Consider the following 18431-nt stretch of genomic DNA (forward strand, 5'->3'; position numbering starts at 1 on the left):
ATGTGATGGATCTTGCTCACGGCGCTGCGGCTGGACCACAGGATATCGATCTCCGTGCCGCCGCATTCGAGTCCTCCATCGAGCCGACACTGCTGCTCGACCCCCATGCCGATCTGATCCTCGACGCCAATCCCGCAGCCTGCACCCTGCTCGGCTACGACCGCGCGCTGCTGCGGCAAGTCAAGGTCAGTGCGCTGCATGCCGGCCAACTCCCGGCGCTGATCGTGTTCACCCAGGCCGTCCTCGACAAGGGCGCGTTCTGGACCAATGCACTGACGCCGCGTCACGCTACGGGACAAACCCTCAGGCTCGAATATGCCGGCTCCCTCGTGCCGGGTGACGGCCGCTCGCTGGTGCTGCTCACCATGAGCGACCTCGATGCGCGCCGCCGGCGCTATGTCGACGCGGCGGCCGAAGACCACATGCGCGGCGGGATCGCGACCTGGCAGCGGGTCGAGCGCGTGTTCCAGGATATCGAGCGCGAAAACCAGTTGATCCTGCGCGCCGCCGGCGAAGGTATTTACGGCGTCAATGCCGAGGGCAAGACCACCTTCGTCAATCCGGCCGCCGAGCGCATGCTGGGCTGGGGCGCGGAAGAACTGGTCGGCAAGGAAATCCACCCGATCGTTCATCACACCCATCATGACGGGCGGCACTATCCCGACCACGACTGCCCGATCTACGCGGCGTTCCGCGACGGCGCCGTGCATCAGGTCGAGGGCGAGGTGTTCTGGCGCAAGGATGGCACGCCGGTCTGGGTCGAATATACCTCCACTCCCATCCGCGATCGCGGCGTGGTGGTCGGCGCGGTCATCGTGTTCCGCGACGTCAGCCAGCGCCGCGAGGCCGACGAAAAGCTGCACGCAGCGCTCGCCGAGGTCGACCGCCTGCGCGAGCGGCTGGAGCTGGAAAACGCCTATCTTCAGGAAGAAATCCGGATCGAGACCAACCCGCGCGGCATCATCGGCCAGAGCGAGGCGATCCAGAAGACGCTGCGCCAGGTCAAGCTGGTGGCGCCGACGTCGGCCGCCGTCATGATCACGGGCGAATCCGGCACCGGCAAGGAACTGATCGCACGCGCCATTCACGAGGCGAGCAGCCGCCGCGACCGGCCACTGATCCGCGTCAATTGCGCCGCGATCCCGCGCGAACTCTTTGAAAGCGAATTCTTCGGCCACGTCCGCGGCGCCTTCACCGGCGCGATGCGCGACCGCATCGGGCGGTTCGAGCTTGCCGACGGCGGCACGCTGTTTCTCGACGAGGTCGGCGAAATTCCGCTGGAGCTGCAAGGCAAGCTGTTGCGCGTGCTGCAGGAAGGCAATTTCGAACGGGTCGGCGAAGAGCGCACCCGCGCCGTCGACGTGCGCCTGATCGCTGCCACCAACCGCGACCTCAAGCAGGAGGTGCAGCGCGGCCGCTTTCGCGAAGACCTCTATTTCCGGCTCAACGTGTTTCCGGTGGAGTCGGTACCGCTGCGCGAGCGGCGCGAGGACATTCCGCTGCTGGCGCAGCATTTTTTGACGCGCGAGAGCAAGGCGCTGAAGTCCGAGTTGCGATTGTCGGAGGGCGATGCGCGAAAACTTTCGCGCTACGAGTGGCCCGGCAATGTCCGCGAACTGCAGAACGTGATCGAGCGCGCGGCGATCCTGGCGCAGAACGGCCGGCTGCGCATCGACCTGCCCGATGTATCAGGCGTGCAGCCCGCGCCCGGCTCGGCGCGCGTGAAAGCAGATAGCCGCCCTGCAGTCATGACAGCATCTGAAATGCGCGCGCACGAACGCGCCAACATTATAGCTGCGCTCGAGGCGTGCTCCGGCAAGGTGTTCGGCCCCGGCGGCGCCGCCGAGATGCTCGACATCAAGCCGACCACGCTGGCCTCGCGCATCAAGGCGCTGGGAATCACGAACACGCGGAGCTTGGCTGGTTAATCAGCACGTATACTCATAGACGTCGGCTTCCCGGATTGACCGTCATCGGCGGCTTGTTGACCCATAGCAGACGCGCGACTCAGGGAGACAGCGCCAGTCGAAGCGATTTGAGTTGAGCTGTTAATTGTGTCTTAGCGTCGCCTCGCTTATAGGTTGGGTTATGACGCTGCGATCCGCTTACTTTGCAGACTGGAAAGGCGGTGCCATTGTTCTCCTTTGGGGAGATGCAACGGGCATGCGTGACTTACGGGATTTTCTGCGCCTCACATGGGCGGCCCCGAATGCGCCGACACTCGACAGGTTCTGCGAGGCGGTAGATGGCAGGATGATCGCCGTCAGAGCCGTCTCTGATCAACGTGACACAGGCATGCGCCTCGCGCGTGACGGTCTGGAATGGAGGCTACAGCCGGATTTGGCAGAGGATTTCGCTGAAATGGTTGATGTACTCGCGTCGTCGGTATCGGGGCATCAATACTTGGAGACTCGCGGCAGCGATATTAGCGTGGAAGTTTCGATAGGTGAGTATCCTGAGACTTTGCGCCCAGATAGTCGAGGGTTTTGAGCATGACTAACGAGTGCCTTGGTATGTAAGTTTGATCGTTTCTTTCCTTCCGCTCGTACTTGCTTGCGGCGCTATCGCAAGGCACGGACGACAGGTTCGAAAGTCAATGACAACCAGCGACGGTCGCTCCCTGGCGCAGGTTTTTGATGACATTGCGCGAGAGATGAGACGCGCCAATGATCTCCGGGATGGTAGCAAGCTTTCAAAATAGATTCTTCTTCGCTTCTTGAACGACCAAGGGGATTATCTGCTATTTGTGCCAGAGGCGACATGCATCAATGTTGGCTGGATAATCGCCTTCCAAGATAAAGCGGACCTGACTTGATTATGAGTACATGCCCTAGTAGCGGCGGCCGCCCACCGAGAACGATGAGGCGCCGGGCAGTGAATTGATCTCGCTGTCGATCCGCCCAGTTTGCTGGATGACGCCGACGCCGAGCGACAGGCTGAGATTGGACGTCGGCTGGAATTCGACGCCGGCATACGCGCTGGAAACCGGCAGCGTGCCGGACTTGGAGTCGAACGGCGCGAACGGGCTGCCGCCGATGCCGGTATTGTATTTCAGCGTATCGAAGCCGGCATAGAACGTGACGGGCGGCCCGCCGCCATTCTTCAGGCTGTAGCCGAACTGCACGCCTTCGCTATAAATCGAACCCAAACTGCCGAACGCACTCTGGCTGAGGCTGCTGAAGCCCATGCTGTTGCGCTGGCTGCCGACAAAAAAGCCGTTCGAAAAATTGTAGCGCGCGTAGGAAGACCCGTTTCCGGTGTCGCGGAAGTCGAAGCTCGGAAAGCTGCCGTAGCTGTCCGCGCTCTCGCCCGCAGCGCCGCTGAATCCCATCGGCCAGCCCGGGATCCAGTAGTTTACCGGCGAGGCCTGCGCATGGGCCGCTGGCGCGCCCAGGCACAGCGTCGCCGCGACCATTGCAAGACCAAATCTGCGTGAGAACACCGACATCCGCGCGACCACCCGACTGCGCCGCGATTATACGCAGCGGAGATCGGGAACGCCAGAGCGGCGCGATGGCGCGGTTCCATCAGTTCGCGCCATCGCTTCAAGGATCACAGCCGCCTTGGTGCAGTCCGATCCTATGGAATCAGACTGCACCATCGGGTTCGTCGTTACGCCGCCTTGGTGGTGAGCTTGGTCTCCGTCGGCAGCCCCTCTTCGATCGGCAGCGACGGATCGCGCGACCATTCGTTCCAGGAACCGAAATACATCCGGACATCCTTCACGCCGGCGTTCTTCAGCGCCAGGAACGTGTTCGAGGCGCGCGCGCCCTTGAAGCAGTAGAGATAGACCGGCGTATTCTCTGTGATGCCGACGGTCGCGCATTCCGCCAGGATCTCGTTCTTGGACTTGAAGCGCGGTCCCTCCGCGGTCGGCTTCATCATGCGGTACCATTCCAGCCAGACGGCGCCGGGGATCCGTCCCTTGCGCGGGCAGAAATCCTTGCCGTAAGGCGAAGAGCTTTCGCCGATCCACTCGTCGATGTCGCGCACGTCGAGCAGCGCGATACCAGGCTTGCCGACGGCGGCGAGCATGGTCTTGGCGTCGATCAGGATGTCGCCGGCTTCCGGCACAACCGTGAAGGACGCCTTGACCGGCGACGGCACGTCCGTGGTCACCGGCAGGCCAGCCGCCGCCCAGGCATCGTAACCGCCATGCAGCACCTTGACCTTGGGATAGCCCAGCATGGTGAGCAGGTAGTAGCCGCGGCAGGATTGGCCGAAGCCGGAATTCATCGACTGTTCGTAGATGACCGCGGTCTCTTTGCCCGAAAGCCCGGCAGCGCCAAACGCATCGGCGAATTTTGTCTTCAGCTCCTGCATGCCTTCCGGCGTCGAGGTCGCGAGGTAAGTGAAGATTTCGTGGACATTGACGGCGCCGGGGAGATGCCCCGCGCCGTAGGCTTCGGGATTGCGGGTGTCGATGATGACACACGGCTCTTTCTTGAGGAATTCCGCGAGTTCGCCGGCAGTAATCAGAACGTCCGTCATGGCAGGCCTCTCCTGTTGTGTGGTTGCGGGTTGGGGTCGAAACGGAAATCCCTTAGTGCTCGTCGCCGGCCAGCATCTTGCGAAGCTGCTTGGTGGCGGGGGTGACGATGGCGACGAAATAGGCTTCGCGAAGCCTGCGCTGCGCGCGATGGCTTTTGAGATAACCGCGCGCGCCGCAATGGAGCATCGCGGCATGCGCAGCCGCGACGCTGGCGTCGCCGGCACGCAGCCGAAGCGCAATCACGCGCCGCCAGTAGCCGTCTTCGGCGTTGTAGGGATCGCGCGCGAGCGCCATCGTCTCCTTCTCGAATTCGGCATGGAGCTCGCGAAACTGCAGCGGCTGCTGCGGCAGATAGCGGTTGACGTGGCCGAGCGGCGCCTCGACCTCGTCCATGATCTGGATGCAATCCTTGATCAGGCCCAGCGCCATGCCGGCCTGCAACAGGATGAAGCCGGCGCGGATTTTCTTGACGAACGGTCCGGCGGGCTCGGCCAGGATCAATTCATCCGGCACGAAGACATCGCGGAACTGCACGCCGTAGGTGCCGGTGCCGTCCATCGCGAGGAACGGCTTGCACGGCTGCAGCGTGATCGCGGGGTTGGCGCAATCGGCGAGGAACATCACGATGCCGCCGGGCGCGTCCTCGCGCTCGAAGATGGTGCCGAAGAAATGATCGGGGCCGAGGTTCGACACCCAGGGCAGCGCGCCGCGCACGACATAGCCGCCCTCGACCTTGCGCCCTTTCAGTTTCAGCTTCTCGATGCCGAAAAAACTCTTCATCGGGTTGGACAGCCCGGTGCCGCCGAGAATCTCACCGCTGGCGAACTTGTCGGCGAATTTGGCGACGAGTTCTGGATTGCCCGAATTGGCGGCGTACCAGACCAGCGTGTTCTGGCACCACGCCATGAAGGCGGTGGCGCCGCAGACCTCGCCGAGGGATGCGATCGACTGAATGGCGCAGCGCAGATCGGCTGCGCCATCCACCGGCTGGTGGCTGCCCCAGGCGCCGGCTTCGCCAAGACGCCGGAGCAGCGCATCGGGGTAGAGCGTGCCTTCGTCAATCGCCAGCGCCTGAGGTGCAAGTTCTTTGCGCGCAATCACTGCCACCTGATCGGCGATTGACGCCGATGGCAGAGCTTCGTCAATTGCGAGCCGGGATACCGCCAGTGAACCCATCAAACCCTCCACCCCAGTGCTGTTGCGACCGCTTAAGCGCTGACTTCGAGATTGACCGGGCGGGTAAACGTGTTGGCGACCGGCGACCATTTCTTGACGTGGGTCACCAGCGCATCGATCTCGCTCTTCGGAACACCCTCGCATTCCATGTCGACCTTGACGCGCACATCGGTGAAGCCGACCGGCTTTTCGCTGACGTCGCCGGTGCCCCACACCGCCGTGATGTTGAGATCGCCCTCGAGTTCGAGCTCGAGCTTGTTGACGATCCAGCCGCGGTGAACGGCGTTGGCGTGCAGGCCGACCGCAAGGCACGAGCCGAGCGCGGCCAATGAAGCTTCCGACGGATTGGGCGCAGTGTCGTCGCCGAGCAGGCCCGGCGGTTCGTCGACGATGTAGGGCGCGAGGTTGCGGATGTAGTTGGCGTGGCGGAACTTGCCTTCCGCCACCGTCTTGCACTTCAAGGTCTTGATGACCTTCGGATTGGCCTTGCCATTGGCGATGAGCTGCTCGAGCCCATTTTTGTCGATTGGGGCCAGGCAGCCTGTAAGCACTGTTTTTTGAGCGACCGCGGTCATCATTTCTCTCCCTAGGGGTAGGATACCGAACGTTCTGTTTCCTGCATGAAGCGTGCCAGATCAGGCCAAAATCAAAAGCCGAACTTCTCTAGCTGCTTAGCGGCGCCTGCCCGCGGATTGATCAGCGGCGCTTTGCACAAAGCCGATGCAGTTGCCGCCTCGACGCGATTAATTTGGGCAGACAAAGATGCGACTTGATGATTGCGCCGCGCTCCGATTTACTGAGGCGCATGGGCAAATCAGTTTCCAAGAGGAAAGCTGTCGCGGCGTTCGCCGCAGGCGATGAAGAATCCGCGCGCGGGCGCCTGCTCAGCGCGGCGACGCATCTGTTTTGCAAGAATGGCATCAACGCCACCGGCATCGACGCCATCATCGACGAGGCCGGTACCGCAAAGACCACGCTCTACAAATTGTTCGGCTCCAAGACCAACCTCGTCAACGCCGTGCTGGAGAGCGAAGGCAAGGCGTGGCGCGAATGGTTCATCGGCGCGATGGAACATGGCGGCGGCGACGCCCAGGCAAAACTCAAGCGCATCTTCCCGGCGCTGAAGCGCTGGTTCGCCGAGGAACGTTTCTACGGCTGCCCGTTCATCAACGCGGTCGCCGAGCACGACAAGGACGCCAAGCAGTTCCGCAACATCGCGCTGCGCCACAAGAAAGTGGTGCTGGCGCATATCGAAAAGCTCGCCGGTGAAATGGGCGCTGCCGAGCCGCAAGTGCTGGCGCATCAACTCGCGCTGTTGATCGACGGCGCCATCGTCGCCGCCATGGTGTCGCGCGATCCCGGCGTTGCCGATACCGCTGGCCTCGCCGCCGGCAATCTGTTCGGGCCTTCGAGAGCAAAGAAGCCGAAGCGGACCGGCAATCCTGCAGAGCTTGCCGCCGTCTGAGGCGAGCTACAAAGACGCGGAAGCCGTGGCGATGAGGCCGCGCGCGAGGACAAGCCCGCCGGATACGATCAAGCCAACGCCTGCGGCGCGGCTGAGCCACAGGCTGCGGGCCAGCAGCTTCTCGAAGGCGACATAGATCGCGACCGCCGCGACCCAGGCGAGGTTCATGACGCCGGCAACGAACAGAAGCGCCATCAGGAACCAGCAGCAGCCGACACAGTAAGCGCCGTGCCGAAAACCCATGCGCAGCGCGCCCATGGCGTCCGGCTGCCAGTATTGCGAGAGAAACAACACCGGGCTCTGGCAGTACCGCAGGCAGGCGCGCTTGATCGGCGTGAGCTGATAGAGCCCGGCGGCAAGCAGGATGATCCCGGCGAGCAAATTGCTGGTGCTCGCCATCATGCCGGACAGCAGCCCGGACTGTTCAAGTGCCCACTGCACCGAGACCGCGACCAGGCTGAAACCTGCCCAGATTACGAGATAGCCGGCGAGAAAAACCCAGCTTGCGAGGATGGGGCTGTCTGCCGTCTGCTTGCGCTTGATCGCAGCAAACAGCAGGATCATGGGGGCTGCGCTGGGCACCATCATCGCGATCATCATCACCCACCACATCGCGAACATCAGCAATGCCTGGGCCGGCGACCACGGCTCGGGATCCATCGGCATGTCGGCCATGCTCATGTCGATGCCGGCGCCGGCAAGCAGATAGCCCCAGGAGAACGCAACCACTGTGGCTATTCCGATGGCCACGATCAGGCGATCGTGCCGCAGGGTCTGCTCGAGCGCCGAGGTCCTCATCATGCACTCACCCGCTACCGAAACGGCACGTCGAGAGTTGGATCTCCAGCGCTAGGCCGCGACACCCTCCGGCGTCTGGACGACGTTCGCCAGCGAGCTGTGCGTGCCTTTGGTTTCGAATTTAATGGCGCCGGTGGAGCGGATGTTGGCCGAGGCAACCTCGGCAGCCCGGTGCTCGAATCCTTCGGGCATCACGACCTGGATGCGGTGCGGCGCGCCTGTCACCGGATTCTTGATCGGCTCGACCTCGGTCTCGAGCACGCCCTTGGCCACCATCCGCGCAACGCGCCCATTCTTGTCGAACGAGAACTCGATAGGCACAAACAACGGTTCGTGCATCTTGGTCACGATCAGGCTGAGGATCTGGAATAGCGTGCCTTCGGCGGAGAACTTGCCCGACATGATGTTGAACAGCGCTTCGCGTTGTTCCGGCGTGGCGCGCTCGTCGATGATCGGCTGCAGCTGACCGTTGCCCTCGTGCAGGGCCCCGGGGAAATGAACGGTCGCCGCGAAAACCAGGCCATCGAGTTTGGTCTTCTCGAAATGTCCCTTGGTGATCCGCATGCCGACCGTGCCCTTGCAATAGCCTTGGGTCGGCAGGGCATTGAAATCGCACGGACAGCCAAATGCGCAGGTGCAGTTCTTGATCCATTCGCCTTCGAGACGCCAGTCGGATCTAGCCATGACAGACCTCCGCGTTGCGTTGTCGGTTGGACTGCAGCCGCTTGGCACCGCTTGCCGGCGTCAACTGCGCGGTCGATGCGGACGGGTCGCGGTCAAAGCACCATGGCAATTGGCGTCTTGCGACGTGCTGTCCTAGCGGGGCCAAGCTTACGCCGTTTGTGCGCGCGGGGACAGTGATCGCCAACGGCCCACCTCGCGACAATATGCCCGCCTGCTCGATGCTAGCCGCGCTCGCTCAGGCGCGCCTCGAGCCGTCCCAGTTCCATCGCCAGATCGCGCTCGATATCGCCAACCCGCATCTCGATCACGCGGTAATCGCGTGCCTCCAGCCACGCCGTCCGCCCGGCGCGGTCGGCGACGATGGCCTCGGATTCGTTCGCATTGACCAGTTCGATCGCCAGCCGGTGCACGAACGAAACGAAATCCGGAATATGGCGCCCCACCGGGGTCTGGCGCTTGAACTGCCCGGCGAAGCGGCGGTCGCGGGTCAGCGCCTGCCACAGGATCCGCTCGGCGTCGGTCGGGTTCCGCCGCAGCAGCCGGGCCAGCCCGCGCACGGTAGAACTGTCGCCGGGCACCGCCGGGCCCTGCCCGTGCTCGGCCAATAGCGCCCGCAGCCGCGTCGCCTGCTCACCGTCCAGCACGCCGCCCTTGGCCGGCCCCTTGCGGCCTTCGGCGATCGCCATCACCACGCCGTGCAGGGTGTGCATGTCCTGCTTGGTCGGGTCCATCCGCGTAAAAATGTTGCGCAGGTTCACCAGCATGGTCTCGCGCTTCTCGCGCGGGCGGAGGAATTCGACCTTGTCGAGCTCCCGGACCAGGTTGTCGAAGAAGGCCTGCATCTGGTGCTGCGAAGCCGGCTCGGAACGCTCGGGCATCGCGAACGGCAAGGCGCCGCCGGTCGACAGCTTGAACCATTCATAGCCGATCAACAGCACCGCCTGCGCCAGGTTCAGCGAGGCAAAACCCGGATTGACCGGAAAGGTGATGATCCGGTTGGCGAGCGCGACCTCTTCGTTCTGGAGGCCATAGCGCTCGCGGCCAAAGAGGATGCCGGCCCCGCCGCCGATTCCTACATGGGCCACGATCTCGGCCGCCGCTTCCATCGGAGCGACCACCGGCTTGGCCTGGTCATGGGCGCGGGCCGTGGTGGCAAACAGCAAGGTCAAGTCGGCGACCGCCTGTTCGACGGTGTCGAACAACTGGGCCTGCTCCAGAATCTGGTCGGCGCCGGCCGCCGCCCGCTGCGCCGCGATGTTGGGCCAGCCGTCCCGCGGATTGACGATCCGCAGACGCGACAGCGCGAAATTACCCATCGCGCGCGCGGCCATGCCGATATTCTCGCCGAGCTGCGGCTCGACGAGGATCACAACGGGTCCGGCTAAGTCCAAACCAGACTTGGTTTTATCGGTGCCCGAACCGGACATTCGTAAGTTCACTTTCTGATTCAACTTCTGAAGTTGATTCGACCTCTGAAGATTTTGAACAGGCCGCGCCAGGCGCGCGGATGATTCAAGATCGCAAGCATCGCCCGTTTTCGGATGGCGGGTGGAATTCGCAAGCCTGCTGCGCGGCTTAGTAACCTCTCCGAACGCTCGCTCAAAGCCTCAAAGAAGCTTGATCCCGCACCGCCGCTTGCGCGCGTTAGACTTTCGGATAGGCTAACAATCACAAACAAAGCGAAGCTGCAAACCAGCCCGAAAGCCGGTTCAGCGGCGAGGGAATCAAGGGGGAGGCGTCCATGCGCGGCAGGTGGTCGTTGGCTATTGCGGGCGTGGTTCTGATCCTGGCGGGCGGCCTGCTCGCCCATTTCACCCAGACCGGGGGCGGCATCCGGATCGAGGATGTCAGGTTCAAGGGCGCCCAGGGCAACACCATGAGCGCCCTGCTCTATATCCCTGCGAATGCCACCCCGCAGATCCCGGCCCCCGGCATCCTCGCGGTCCACGGCTATATCAATTCGCGCGAGACCCAGGACGGCTTTGCCATCGAATTCGCCCGCCGCGGCTATGTCGTGCTCGCCCTCGACCAGACCGGCCACGGCTATAGCGACCCGCCCGCCTTCGCAGGCGGATTCGGCGGCCCCGATGGGCTCGCCTACCTGCGCAGCCTCGAATTCGTCGACAAGAACAATATCGGGCTGGAGGGGCACTCGATGGGCGGCTGGACCGTGCTGGCGGCGGCCACCGCTAGCCCCAACGACTACAAGTCGATGGTGCTGGAGGGCTCCTCGACCGGCAAGCCGTTCGCCGCTGAGGGTACCCCAAGCTGGCCGCGCAACGTAGCGCTGGTGTTTGCCCAATACGAAGAGTTCTCGACCCTGATGTGGGGCGTCGACAAGGCCCGCGACGTCACCCAGAGCCCGAAACTGTGGGCAGTGTTCGGCACGCAAGGCCCGGTGGAACCGGGCAAGGTCTATGGCGACATCGCGCAAGGCACGGCACGGGTGCTCTACACCCCCGCCATCACCCATCCGGCCGAGCACATCTCCCACGAGGCGATCGGCTACAGCCTCGACTGGTTCGCCAAAACCCTGCAGGGCGGCACGCCCCGCCCGGTTGACGACCAGATCTGGTTCCGCAAGGAGATCGGCACATTGATCGCGCTGATCGGCTTCGTGGCGCTGCTGATCGGTGCCTTCGATGCGCTGCTGGAAGCGCCGATGTATTCCCGGCTGCGGCTGCCCGAAATCGCCGACGGCACCATGCCGGAGCACACCGCCGCCAGCGGCCGGCGCTGGACCATGGCGTTCATCCTGTCCGCCTTCATCCCGGCGCTGACCTATTATCCGGCGTTCGCGCTGGGCGGTACGTTCGTAAAGCCGTCCGCCTTCCTGCCGCAGGGCATCACCAACCAGATCCTGGTCTGGGCCGTCATCAACGGCCTGATCACACTCGCTTTGATGCGGTTCGCGCCCAAACGGGCCAGCAGGTCGGGCATTGTCCTGCAGTCGGTGGTGATCGCCGTCGCCGCCATCGCGATCGGCTATGCCGCGCTATGGCTCGCCGACCTCGCCTTCAAGATCGACTTCCGCTTCTGGATCGTCGCGCTGAAGCTGATGAGCGCGAAGCAGTTTTTGATCTTCCTGATCTATCTCGTGCCGTTCACGGCGTTTTTCGTGATCGCGCTGCATGTCCTGCACCGCAATTTCTCGACCATGGCCGCGCCCCGCGGGGCGCTCTACCTGACCAACATCTTCGCGCTGACGCTGGGCTTCATCGTGCTCGTGGCTGGACAATACGGCACGCTCTGGTTGACTGGAAAACTGTTCAACCCGTTGCCCGATCCGGGCTTCGTGCCGCTCTCGACCATCGTCGCCATCCAGTTCGTGCCACTCCTGGCCATCTGCGCCGTGATCGCGACCTTCACCTGGCGGCGGACCGGCTCCAGCCTGCCGGGCGCCCTGATCTGCGGCCTGTTCGTGACCTGGTACGTGGTGGCGGGGACGGCGACCCAGGCGGCGTTCTAACCTTAAGGCGTTCTTACCCAAAGGATGGGCTGAAAGTGCATAACGGCTTGGCTTTCGCCGGCCGGTTTGCGGTGCTATAGGCCCCGTATAATCACTCCACCCCGCCCGAACGCGCGGTTTTCCGAGAAAAGGCCCCCTCCGTCATGGCAAAAATCAAGGTGACCAACCCCGTCGTCGAACTCGATGGCGACGAGATGACCCGGATCATCTGGCAGTACATCAAGGACAAGCTGATCACCCCGTTCCTGGATGTCGAGCTTTTGTATTTTGACCTCGGAATGGAATACCGCGACCAGACCAACGACCAGGTCACGATCGACGCCGCCAACGCCATCAAGAAGGTCGGCGTCGGCGTCAAATGCGCCACCATCACCCCCGACGAGGCCCGGGTGAAGGAATTCGGCCTGAAGGAGATGTGGAAGTCGCCGAACGGCACCATCCGCAACATCCTCGGCGGCGTGATCTTCCGCGAGCCGATCATCTGCAAGAACGTGCCGCGCCTCGTCCCCGGCTGGACCAAGCCGATCATCATCGGCCGCCACGCCTATGGCGACCAGTACCGCGCCACCGATTTCAAGTTCCCCGGCAAGGGCACGCTGACGATGAAATTCGTCGGCGAGGACGGCACCGTGATCGAGCGGGAAGTGTTCAAGGCGCCGACCGCCGGCGTCGCGATGGGAATGTACAATCTCGACGATTCCATCATCGACTTCGCCCGCGCCTCGCTGAACTACGGCCTGCTGCGCGGCTATCCGGTCTATCTCTCGACCAAGAACACCATCCTGAAAGTCTATGACGGCCGCTTCAAGGACATCTTCCAGGACATCTACGACCGCGAATTCAAGAAGGAATTCGAGGCCAAGCGGCTGACCTACGAACACCGCCTGATCGACGACATGGTCGCTTCCGCGCTGAAATGGTCCGGCGGCTACGTCTGGGCCTGCAAGAACTACGACGGCGACGTGCAGTCGGATACGGTTGCGCAGGGTTACGGCTCGCTCGGCCTGATGACCTCGGTGCTGCTGACGCCCGACGGCAAGACCGTCGAAGCCGAAGCCGCCCACGGCACGGTGACCCGGCACTACCGCGAGCACCAGAAGGGCAAGGAGACCTCGACCAATTCGATCGCGTCGATCTTCGCCTGGACCCGGGGCCTCGCCCACCGCGCCAAGCTCGACAACAACCCGGAACTGGCGAAGTTCGCCGACACGCTGGAAAAGGTCTGTGTGCAGACCGTCGAGGACGGCTACATGACCAAGGACCTCGCGCTTTTGGTCGGCGCCGACCAGCGTTGGCTGTCCACCACCGGCTTCCTCGACAAGGTCTCGGACAACCTCGCCAAGGCGATGGCGTAAGCCGCCCTTCACATCTCCCTCCACATCATTGCCTGCGACAAACGCGAAGCGTTTGCGCAAGGGGGCAGCGCGACGAGCAATCCATGTCTCAGCTTGGGGCACGATGGATTGCTCGGAGCCTGTCGTCGGCGCATTCGCGCCGCCCGTTGGCTCGCAGTGATAGAAAACCAACGACGGAGCACTACCGTGTCGTTCCCTAAGAACGCCGTACTCACTGCCATCTTTCTCACCGGATCGCTCGTCAACGCAACCGCCCAGACAGCACTTCCCGAGGCCATCGCAGCTCCGGGTGAAACCGCAATGCTCACGCTGCATGCCGAAGGCGCGCAAGGTCTACGAATGCAAGACCAACGCGGACGGCGCACTCGCCTGGGCGTTTCGCGAGCCGATCGCGACGCTTTTTTCGGACGGCAAGACGGTCGGCCGGCATTATGCCGGGCCGAACTGGGAGTACAGCGACGGCAGCGCGGTGGTCGGCCAGGTCGTCGGCACGGCCCCAGGGCAGGTCGCAATGGACATTCCCTGGCTGAAGCTCGGAGTGACTTCCCGCCGCGGCAGCGGCGTTCTCAGTCCGGCGACGACCGTGCAACGGATCAACACGATGGGTGGAAAGCTCAATGGCGCCTGCTACAAGGCAGGCACCTATGAAAGCGTCCCCTACTCGGCCGATTACGTGTTCCTACGCAAGGGCTGATACGACGCTGCCATCCGGAGGTTTCGGACAACCTCGTCAAGGCGATGGCATAATTGGCTGATAATGGTGTTGGTCTTTTCGGGGCCAACACCATGGATTTTATGATGCCGATCGTCCGGAATGCCGCACTCGCTCTGCTTTTGTCGTCGGCGTCAGTTTTGAGCGCCTCCGCCCAGACACCCCTTCCCGACGCCATCGCAGCGCCCGGCGAAACGATCGTGCTTACGCTCCACGCCGAGGGCGCGCAGGTCTACGAATGCAGGGCCGGCAGCGACGGAAAACCGGCCTGGGCATTCCGCGAGCCGATCGCAACCTTGCTGCTCGACGGCAAAACCGTCGGCCGGCACTATGCGGGGCCGAACTGGGAGCACATCGACTCCAGCGCGGTCGTCGGCAAGGCCGTCGGCAACGCGCCTGGTGCTACGGCGAACGATATTCCCTGGCTGAAGCTGACCGTGACGTCGGGGCGCGGCACCGGCATCCTCTCCGGCGTCACGACGGTGCAGCGGATCAATACGGCGGGCGGAAAACTCGAGGGCGAGTGCGAAAAGCCCGGCAGCTATCGCAACGCGCCCTACTCGGCGGATTACGTGTTTCTGCGCAAGAGCTGACATCGCGCGACAGCGCCATCTGGAGGGGCCGATGCTGTTCATGGTGATCGAGCGCTTCAAGAACCAGGACCCGATTCCGGTCTACAAGCGCGTTCGCGATCCCGGCATCACATTCCCTGATGGCCTGACCTATGTCGGGAGCTGGATCGAGCCCAATTTCGACCGCTGCTTCCAGCTCATGGAATGCGACGATCTGCGGCTGCTGCAGCAATGGGTGCTGGCCAATAACCGCGACCTCGGCATGACCTTCGAGATCGTTCCCGTCGTGCCGAGCAAGGAAACCCGCGAAGTCGTCGCGCCGTTCCTGGACAAGAAATAGCTGCCCGTTCCGGTCACTGACTAGATCTCGGTGACGCACCCGATCAGCTTCATTATCGCAACGTGTACTCCGCCGATTACGTGTTCCGGCGCGCAAAGGATGAATGCTTTCTCCATCATGGCTCGGACACCTAGCGCGAAGACGCGCTTCGCACTTTTGTGCGGGGCGGTCCGGGACGATACCGCACCACTCTGCAACGCAAACTAGCGATTCTTTACAAGCGACCTCGACAAGTCTCGCGATACCTGCGGCAGTTTCCTTCGCCTCGTTCGCCCAACTGGTCCTTGTTGAGGCAAGCTTGTCTCAGTTCGGCGCACACATCCCTGCGAACTGGTCTTTGGCAGGTCTCGCGGTATCTGCGGCAATTTCCTTCGCCCCGCTCCCCTAGCGCGTCCTTGTTTTCACAGGCACGCCGCAATTGCTCGCATTGCCCTCCTCGACCCTCCACTCGGACGCCTCCCGGTCCAATCTCAATGGATTGGGAGAAGGCGGAGATCGGAAATATGAAAAGCGCAGTTGCCGCTGCGGCGCCGAACGCATATTTGCTCATTGCTTTCGACATTCTCTGGTCCTCCAGTTGCCATTGCCGGTTAATAGAGAGGCCGCTTCGGCGACCCCTCACTTTTCGATGGGAGCGGACGAAGCAGGCGTCATCGCTTCTCGCCACCGCCCCCTTAGTTCGCGCAGACCTTCATGGTCTTCATCCCGGTTTCAGCTGCGGTGCGTGACTTGAACACCTTGCCGTCGCCAACAACGACAGTGGTGGTGGTGGTCGGTTTCTTGTCCACGATGGTGCATTTCTTCGTGGAAGTATCTTGCACTACATAAAACTCCGTCTGAGCGTAGGCAGCGCCGGTCATGATTGCTGCGACCGCAGCCGAAATAAGAAACTTCTTCATATGTCTCCTCCACTTTGAATGTGTCCCTGCGTAGATCACTGAGCGGCGTGGAATCGGTTGCGCGCCTGGGAACTACGTCTATGGTTCACGAGCTTTCAGTTCCTGGGTGGAGACCTTAACGGGTTGATATGAACGCGGCCGGAACGGGCAGTTCAGAGATCGTTTATTTCGATAGCCCGCCCCAATGCGCTTGGTTGTTGACGCGAGGGCGCTGTCGCCCCCCAACAAACGATGCATCTGCACATAGTGCCGTGCACAAGGACACTTCATCTCGTTTGGTGCGGCTGCGACAGCAACGCCTGCTGCGCGCCGCGGTTCCGCGCCAAGCCCTATGCGCGGTTGCTCGTGCCGCCCGAGTCACCCATGCTCAAAGCTGCCACCGCTAACCCATCGCGACCTTGTCGCCGCCGTGCTCGCGTTGGTCGAGCCACATCGTGCCGAGCGCGAACGCCAGCCAGCCGAAATTGTAGGCAAAGCCAACCATCAGAACGACCCAGCCGGGAATCGGTCCGACTGCGGCGCGATCGACAAATTCCGCCAGGGTTGACGCCGGCGTCGGATGGATCGCTATCTTGCCGTAATAGGCAATCACCTGGATAGCGAGAATCCAGACGTAGTTGCGACGCAGCCGCCGCCCCGCTGCGCGGATAAACGAAATGTGGTGGCGGGGCGCCGTGTAGTCGCGCCCGAGTATCACCTGCCAGCTATCGTCGCGGTCTTCACCGGTCAATATTGGCGCGTAGAAATTCGTCTCCATCCACCGAGCTCGGGCGCGCCAGACATTGAAGTAGCGATAACGTCGCGCCTCCATGCCGAGAAACACGGCAATGAGCAGGCCGACGAGGAGAAGTGGCAGGGGTGAAGCCTCCGGGCTCGAAAAGGTCGTCGACAGGGCGATGCCCATTGTGACGATCGCCCAGTTGGTCGTGTTGTCGAGCCGCGTTCTCCAGATCGTCGAACGGTAGACTTCGCCCCGGTACAGATGAGCGATGGCGCCCATTTCAGCAGAATTGAAGGTGTGTTGGCGGTGTGTTTCGCTGGAAGCCGTAACAGACATGGCGGGACTCCGGTTGTCCGAACCGCGCATCACCGGCGTTGACCGGGAGAGTCCACATCATCAACGCCGATGAACCTATCCGGAATTGTGACGGCGCAACTATGCTCGCCCTGAGGCCGAATTGCCAGCAGCAGATCGAGCAATGGAACGGTGCACCGCACTATCCCGACCCGGCATCCGCATTGGGTCGCGCCTTGTGGTTACAAACGACGACATCGCGCAACCCGACAGGGCGCGGCGTTCTGTCTCGGATCAAGGCGTTGTTGCAGGACGAGACTTCGATGATCACCGCATCAGCGGCTACCAGTCATCGTATATCCACTCCCTTGGGAATCGCGGCCGCGCTCTTGCCTGCGGCGTCCGCTCGGGCTCGCGTAAGGTCGGAGCCGGCTGCGCCGGAGGCGGTGACGTCTGGGCGGGTTCTGCTCGGAAACTCTCGCGAGCACGCGTTTTATCTCTTCCTGGCTCGCCTTGAGCTCCCCCATGGCTCTTGAATTGTCGCTGGCTATTTGCTGCTGGGTCGCTTTGAGCTGTTCGAGGCTTCGCTCCAGATTCGCCAGATCACGCGCCATCGTTTGCAACAACTGCGTGTGATCGGGAAGCGCTGCGGTAGCTGTCGGCGCGGTGTCTTGCGGTGCGGTCCGAGCCAAGAGTGTTGGCTGCGGTAGGTACGGCCGAAGGTGGGCGCGCGGCATCGCGCTGCATTTTTGCAAGCTGTTCACTCAAGCGCGCGGGCTGTTCATCCGCGCACGATCTGTTCGTGGGCATGTGCCAGCCGCGGGCCGCTGCCGTCAGCGCCGCCGAACGGCGCGGCTTGAGCCCCTCACGGCGCAGCTTCCCACTCGTGCTCATCTACCTCAGCGGAGGGAGACCATCGCAGTCCCCGCCACGCCAAGCGCACGAGCGGCCCCAGTGGATAGGTCTATGCACCGTCCCTTCACGAACGGACCACGATCATTTATCCGAACCGTGACGCTTCGCCCGGTGGAATGTGAGGTGACTGTGACATGAGAGCCGAATGGTCTGGCGCGATGTGCCGCAGTCATCGCATTTGGATTCATCCGCTCGCCCGATGCGGTTCGGCCGCCACTGTAGCCATAGCGAGAAGCAATACAGGTTTCGGCGAATGCCGGTGCAGATAGACAGGCAAGCGCCAAGGCGCATATCGGGCGGATCATCCTCACCCTTCCAAGATCGAGGCTCAATCGGCCAACTTTTTCGCGGCCTCAAAGTTCCAGTAAGAGCGCGTAAGAATGACGAATGCGGCACAGCATTACGCGCAACAGGATCGTCTGAGTGCAGGACAACGGCCGTATCAGCCGGTGCGGGACCATGGTTCGATCGATTGGGAGATGCCCCTGCCTGAGGCCCGACAGGTCGCGGCGCCTTCAAGTTCTTCCTTGCCGCTCTTT

Annotated in this window: 17 protein-coding genes and 1 pseudogene; 8 read left to right on the forward strand and 10 right to left on the reverse strand. The window is 62.6% G+C overall.

The features are described 5' to 3' along the window. The first annotated feature begins 5 nt into the window (after positions 1–5). Together JQ624_RS24885 and JQ624_RS24890 are read left to right on the forward strand one after the other, a co-directional pair. Positions 6–1928 (forward strand): sigma 54-interacting transcriptional regulator, encoded by a 1923-nt coding sequence (locus JQ624_RS24885; RefSeq protein ID WP_212421659.1) that lies wholly within the window; start codon positions 6–8, stop codon positions 1926–1928. A 160-nt stretch (positions 1929–2088) separates the two neighbouring features. Beyond that, entirely contained in the window at positions 2089–2490 is a 402-nt protein-coding gene (locus tag JQ624_RS24890; RefSeq protein ID WP_212421550.1) for a hypothetical protein, read from the forward strand. Positions 2491–2830: 340 nt separating this feature from the next. Here the strand turns inward: JQ624_RS24890 and JQ624_RS24895 are convergent, their stop codons facing one another. The 4 genes from JQ624_RS24895 to JQ624_RS24910 all read right to left on the reverse strand — a co-directional run bounded on the left by JQ624_RS24895 (position 2831) and on the right by JQ624_RS24910 (position 6243). Beyond that, positions 2831–3448, reverse strand: coding sequence for a hypothetical protein (locus JQ624_RS24895; protein WP_212421551.1), 618 nt, complete (start codon positions 3446–3448; stop codon positions 2831–2833). Positions 3449–3612: 164 nt separating this feature from the next. Next, positions 3613–4491, reverse strand: a complete 879-nt coding sequence (locus tag JQ624_RS24900) for a sulfurtransferase (protein ID WP_212421552.1) — start codon at positions 4489–4491, stop codon at positions 3613–3615. A gap of 52 nt (positions 4492–4543) precedes the next feature. Next, the gene (locus JQ624_RS24905) at positions 4544–5668 is read right to left on the reverse strand and encodes an acyl-CoA dehydrogenase family protein (RefSeq protein WP_212421553.1); all 1125 of its coding nucleotides are present in this window, start codon (positions 5666–5668) and stop codon (positions 4544–4546) included. Between the two features lie 32 nt (positions 5669–5700). After that, entirely contained in the window at positions 5701–6243 is a 543-nt protein-coding gene (locus tag JQ624_RS24910) for an OsmC family protein (protein WP_212421554.1), read from the reverse strand. A 230-nt stretch (positions 6244–6473) separates the two neighbouring features. Between JQ624_RS24910 and JQ624_RS24915 the strand changes: the two genes are divergently transcribed. Continuing rightward, the gene (locus JQ624_RS24915) at positions 6474–7133 is read left to right on the forward strand and encodes a TetR/AcrR family transcriptional regulator (protein ID WP_212421555.1); all 660 of its coding nucleotides are present in this window, start codon (positions 6474–6476) and stop codon (positions 7131–7133) included. A 6-nt stretch (positions 7134–7139) separates the two neighbouring features. Here the strand turns inward: JQ624_RS24915 and JQ624_RS24920 are convergent, their stop codons facing one another. From JQ624_RS24920 to JQ624_RS24930, 3 genes are all read right to left on the reverse strand, one after another. After that, entirely contained in the window at positions 7140–7934 is a 795-nt protein-coding gene (locus JQ624_RS24920) for a DUF2182 domain-containing protein (RefSeq protein WP_212421556.1), read from the reverse strand. Positions 7935–7982: 48 nt separating this feature from the next. Further along, positions 7983–8615, reverse strand: a complete 633-nt coding sequence (locus tag JQ624_RS24925; protein WP_212421557.1) for a DUF1326 domain-containing protein — start codon at positions 8613–8615, stop codon at positions 7983–7985. Positions 8616–8836: 221 nt separating this feature from the next. Continuing rightward, entirely contained in the window at positions 8837–10042 is a 1206-nt protein-coding gene (locus JQ624_RS24930; RefSeq protein WP_212421558.1) for a TrmJ/YjtD family RNA methyltransferase, read from the reverse strand. Between the two features lie 314 nt (positions 10043–10356). On the opposite strand from JQ624_RS24930, the gene JQ624_RS24935 reads away from it, so the two are divergent. The 5 genes and pseudogenes from JQ624_RS24935 (at position 10357) to JQ624_RS24955 (ending at position 15063) form a co-directional block, all read left to right on the forward strand. Continuing rightward, positions 10357–12084 carry a S9 family peptidase gene (locus JQ624_RS24935; protein WP_212421559.1) on the forward strand — a complete coding sequence of 576 codons (1728 nt, stop codon included), beginning with the start codon at positions 10357–10359 and terminating at the stop codon, positions 12082–12084. 143 nt (positions 12085–12227) lie between these two features. Next, positions 12228–13439, forward strand: coding sequence for an NADP-dependent isocitrate dehydrogenase (locus JQ624_RS24940; protein WP_212421560.1), 1212 nt, complete (start codon positions 12228–12230; stop codon positions 13437–13439). 219 nt (positions 13440–13658) lie between these two features. Next, positions 13659–14133: pseudogene (locus JQ624_RS24945) on the forward strand (DUF3455 domain-containing protein). A gap of 92 nt (positions 14134–14225) precedes the next feature. After that, positions 14226–14744 carry a DUF3455 domain-containing protein gene (locus JQ624_RS24950; protein WP_409334370.1) on the forward strand — a complete coding sequence of 173 codons (519 nt, stop codon included), beginning with the start codon at positions 14226–14228 and terminating at the stop codon, positions 14742–14744. 31 nt (positions 14745–14775) lie between these two features. After that, the gene (locus JQ624_RS24955; RefSeq protein WP_212421561.1) at positions 14776–15063 is read left to right on the forward strand and encodes a DUF3303 domain-containing protein; all 288 of its coding nucleotides are present in this window, start codon (positions 14776–14778) and stop codon (positions 15061–15063) included. 674 nt (positions 15064–15737) lie between these two features. Here the strand turns inward: JQ624_RS24955 and JQ624_RS24960 are convergent. The 3 genes from JQ624_RS24960 to JQ624_RS24970 all read right to left on the reverse strand — a co-directional run bounded on the left by JQ624_RS24960 (position 15738) and on the right by JQ624_RS24970 (position 18197). Beyond that, positions 15738–15962, reverse strand: a complete 225-nt coding sequence (locus JQ624_RS24960; RefSeq protein ID WP_212421562.1) for a hypothetical protein — start codon at positions 15960–15962, stop codon at positions 15738–15740. Between the two features lie 382 nt (positions 15963–16344). After that, complete coding sequence (locus JQ624_RS24965) at positions 16345–17019, reverse strand: DUF2270 domain-containing protein (protein ID WP_212421563.1); 675 nt, start codon at positions 17017–17019, stop codon at positions 16345–16347. 857 nt (positions 17020–17876) lie between these two features. After that, positions 17877–18197: a septal ring lytic transglycosylase RlpA family protein gene (locus tag JQ624_RS24970; protein WP_212421564.1), complete on the reverse strand. Its 321-nt coding sequence runs from the start codon at positions 18195–18197 to the stop codon at positions 17877–17879. Between the last annotated feature and the right edge of the window lie 234 nt (positions 18198–18431).

It is taken from the genome of Bradyrhizobium sp. AUGA SZCCT0283, assembly GCF_018130385.1.
In the GTDB taxonomy this organism is placed as follows: domain Bacteria; phylum Pseudomonadota; class Alphaproteobacteria; order Rhizobiales; family Xanthobacteraceae; genus Bradyrhizobium.

Excerpts from the sequence above, each read along its gene's own strand:
- JQ624_RS24885 (WP_212421659.1), top strand. The coding sequence starts at position 6 with ATGGATCTTGCTCACGGCGCTGCGGCTGGACCACAGGATATCGATCTC.
- JQ624_RS24890 (WP_212421550.1), top strand. The coding sequence starts at position 2,089 with ATGACGCTGCGATCCGCTTACTTTGCAGACTGGAAAGGCGGTGCCATT.
- JQ624_RS24895 (WP_212421551.1), bottom strand. The coding sequence starts at position 3,448 with ATGTCGGTGTTCTCACGCAGATTTGGTCTTGCAATGGTCGCGGCGACG.
- JQ624_RS24900 (WP_212421552.1), bottom strand. The coding sequence starts at position 4,491 with ATGACGGACGTTCTGATTACTGCCGGCGAACTCGCGGAATTCCTCAAG.
- JQ624_RS24905 (WP_212421553.1), bottom strand. The coding sequence starts at position 5,668 with ATGGGTTCACTGGCGGTATCCCGGCTCGCAATTGACGAAGCTCTGCCA.
- JQ624_RS24910 (WP_212421554.1), bottom strand. The coding sequence starts at position 6,243 with ATGACCGCGGTCGCTCAAAAAACAGTGCTTACAGGCTGCCTGGCCCCA.
- JQ624_RS24915 (WP_212421555.1), top strand. The coding sequence starts at position 6,474 with ATGGGCAAATCAGTTTCCAAGAGGAAAGCTGTCGCGGCGTTCGCCGCA.
- JQ624_RS24920 (WP_212421556.1), bottom strand. The coding sequence starts at position 7,934 with ATGATGAGGACCTCGGCGCTCGAGCAGACCCTGCGGCACGATCGCCTG.
- JQ624_RS24925 (WP_212421557.1), bottom strand. The coding sequence starts at position 8,615 with ATGGCTAGATCCGACTGGCGTCTCGAAGGCGAATGGATCAAGAACTGC.
- JQ624_RS24930 (WP_212421558.1), bottom strand. The coding sequence starts at position 10,042 with ATGTCCGGTTCGGGCACCGATAAAACCAAGTCTGGTTTGGACTTAGCC.
- JQ624_RS24935 (WP_212421559.1), top strand. The coding sequence starts at position 10,357 with ATGCGCGGCAGGTGGTCGTTGGCTATTGCGGGCGTGGTTCTGATCCTG.
- JQ624_RS24940 (WP_212421560.1), top strand. The coding sequence starts at position 12,228 with ATGGCAAAAATCAAGGTGACCAACCCCGTCGTCGAACTCGATGGCGAC.
- JQ624_RS24950 (WP_409334370.1), top strand. The coding sequence starts at position 14,226 with ATGGATTTTATGATGCCGATCGTCCGGAATGCCGCACTCGCTCTGCTT.
- JQ624_RS24955 (WP_212421561.1), top strand. The coding sequence starts at position 14,776 with ATGCTGTTCATGGTGATCGAGCGCTTCAAGAACCAGGACCCGATTCCG.
- JQ624_RS24960 (WP_212421562.1), bottom strand. The coding sequence starts at position 15,962 with ATGAAGAAGTTTCTTATTTCGGCTGCGGTCGCAGCAATCATGACCGGC.
- JQ624_RS24965 (WP_212421563.1), bottom strand. The coding sequence starts at position 17,019 with ATGTCTGTTACGGCTTCCAGCGAAACACACCGCCAACACACCTTCAAT.
- JQ624_RS24970 (WP_212421564.1), bottom strand. The coding sequence starts at position 18,197 with ATGATCCGCCCGATATGCGCCTTGGCGCTTGCCTGTCTATCTGCACCG.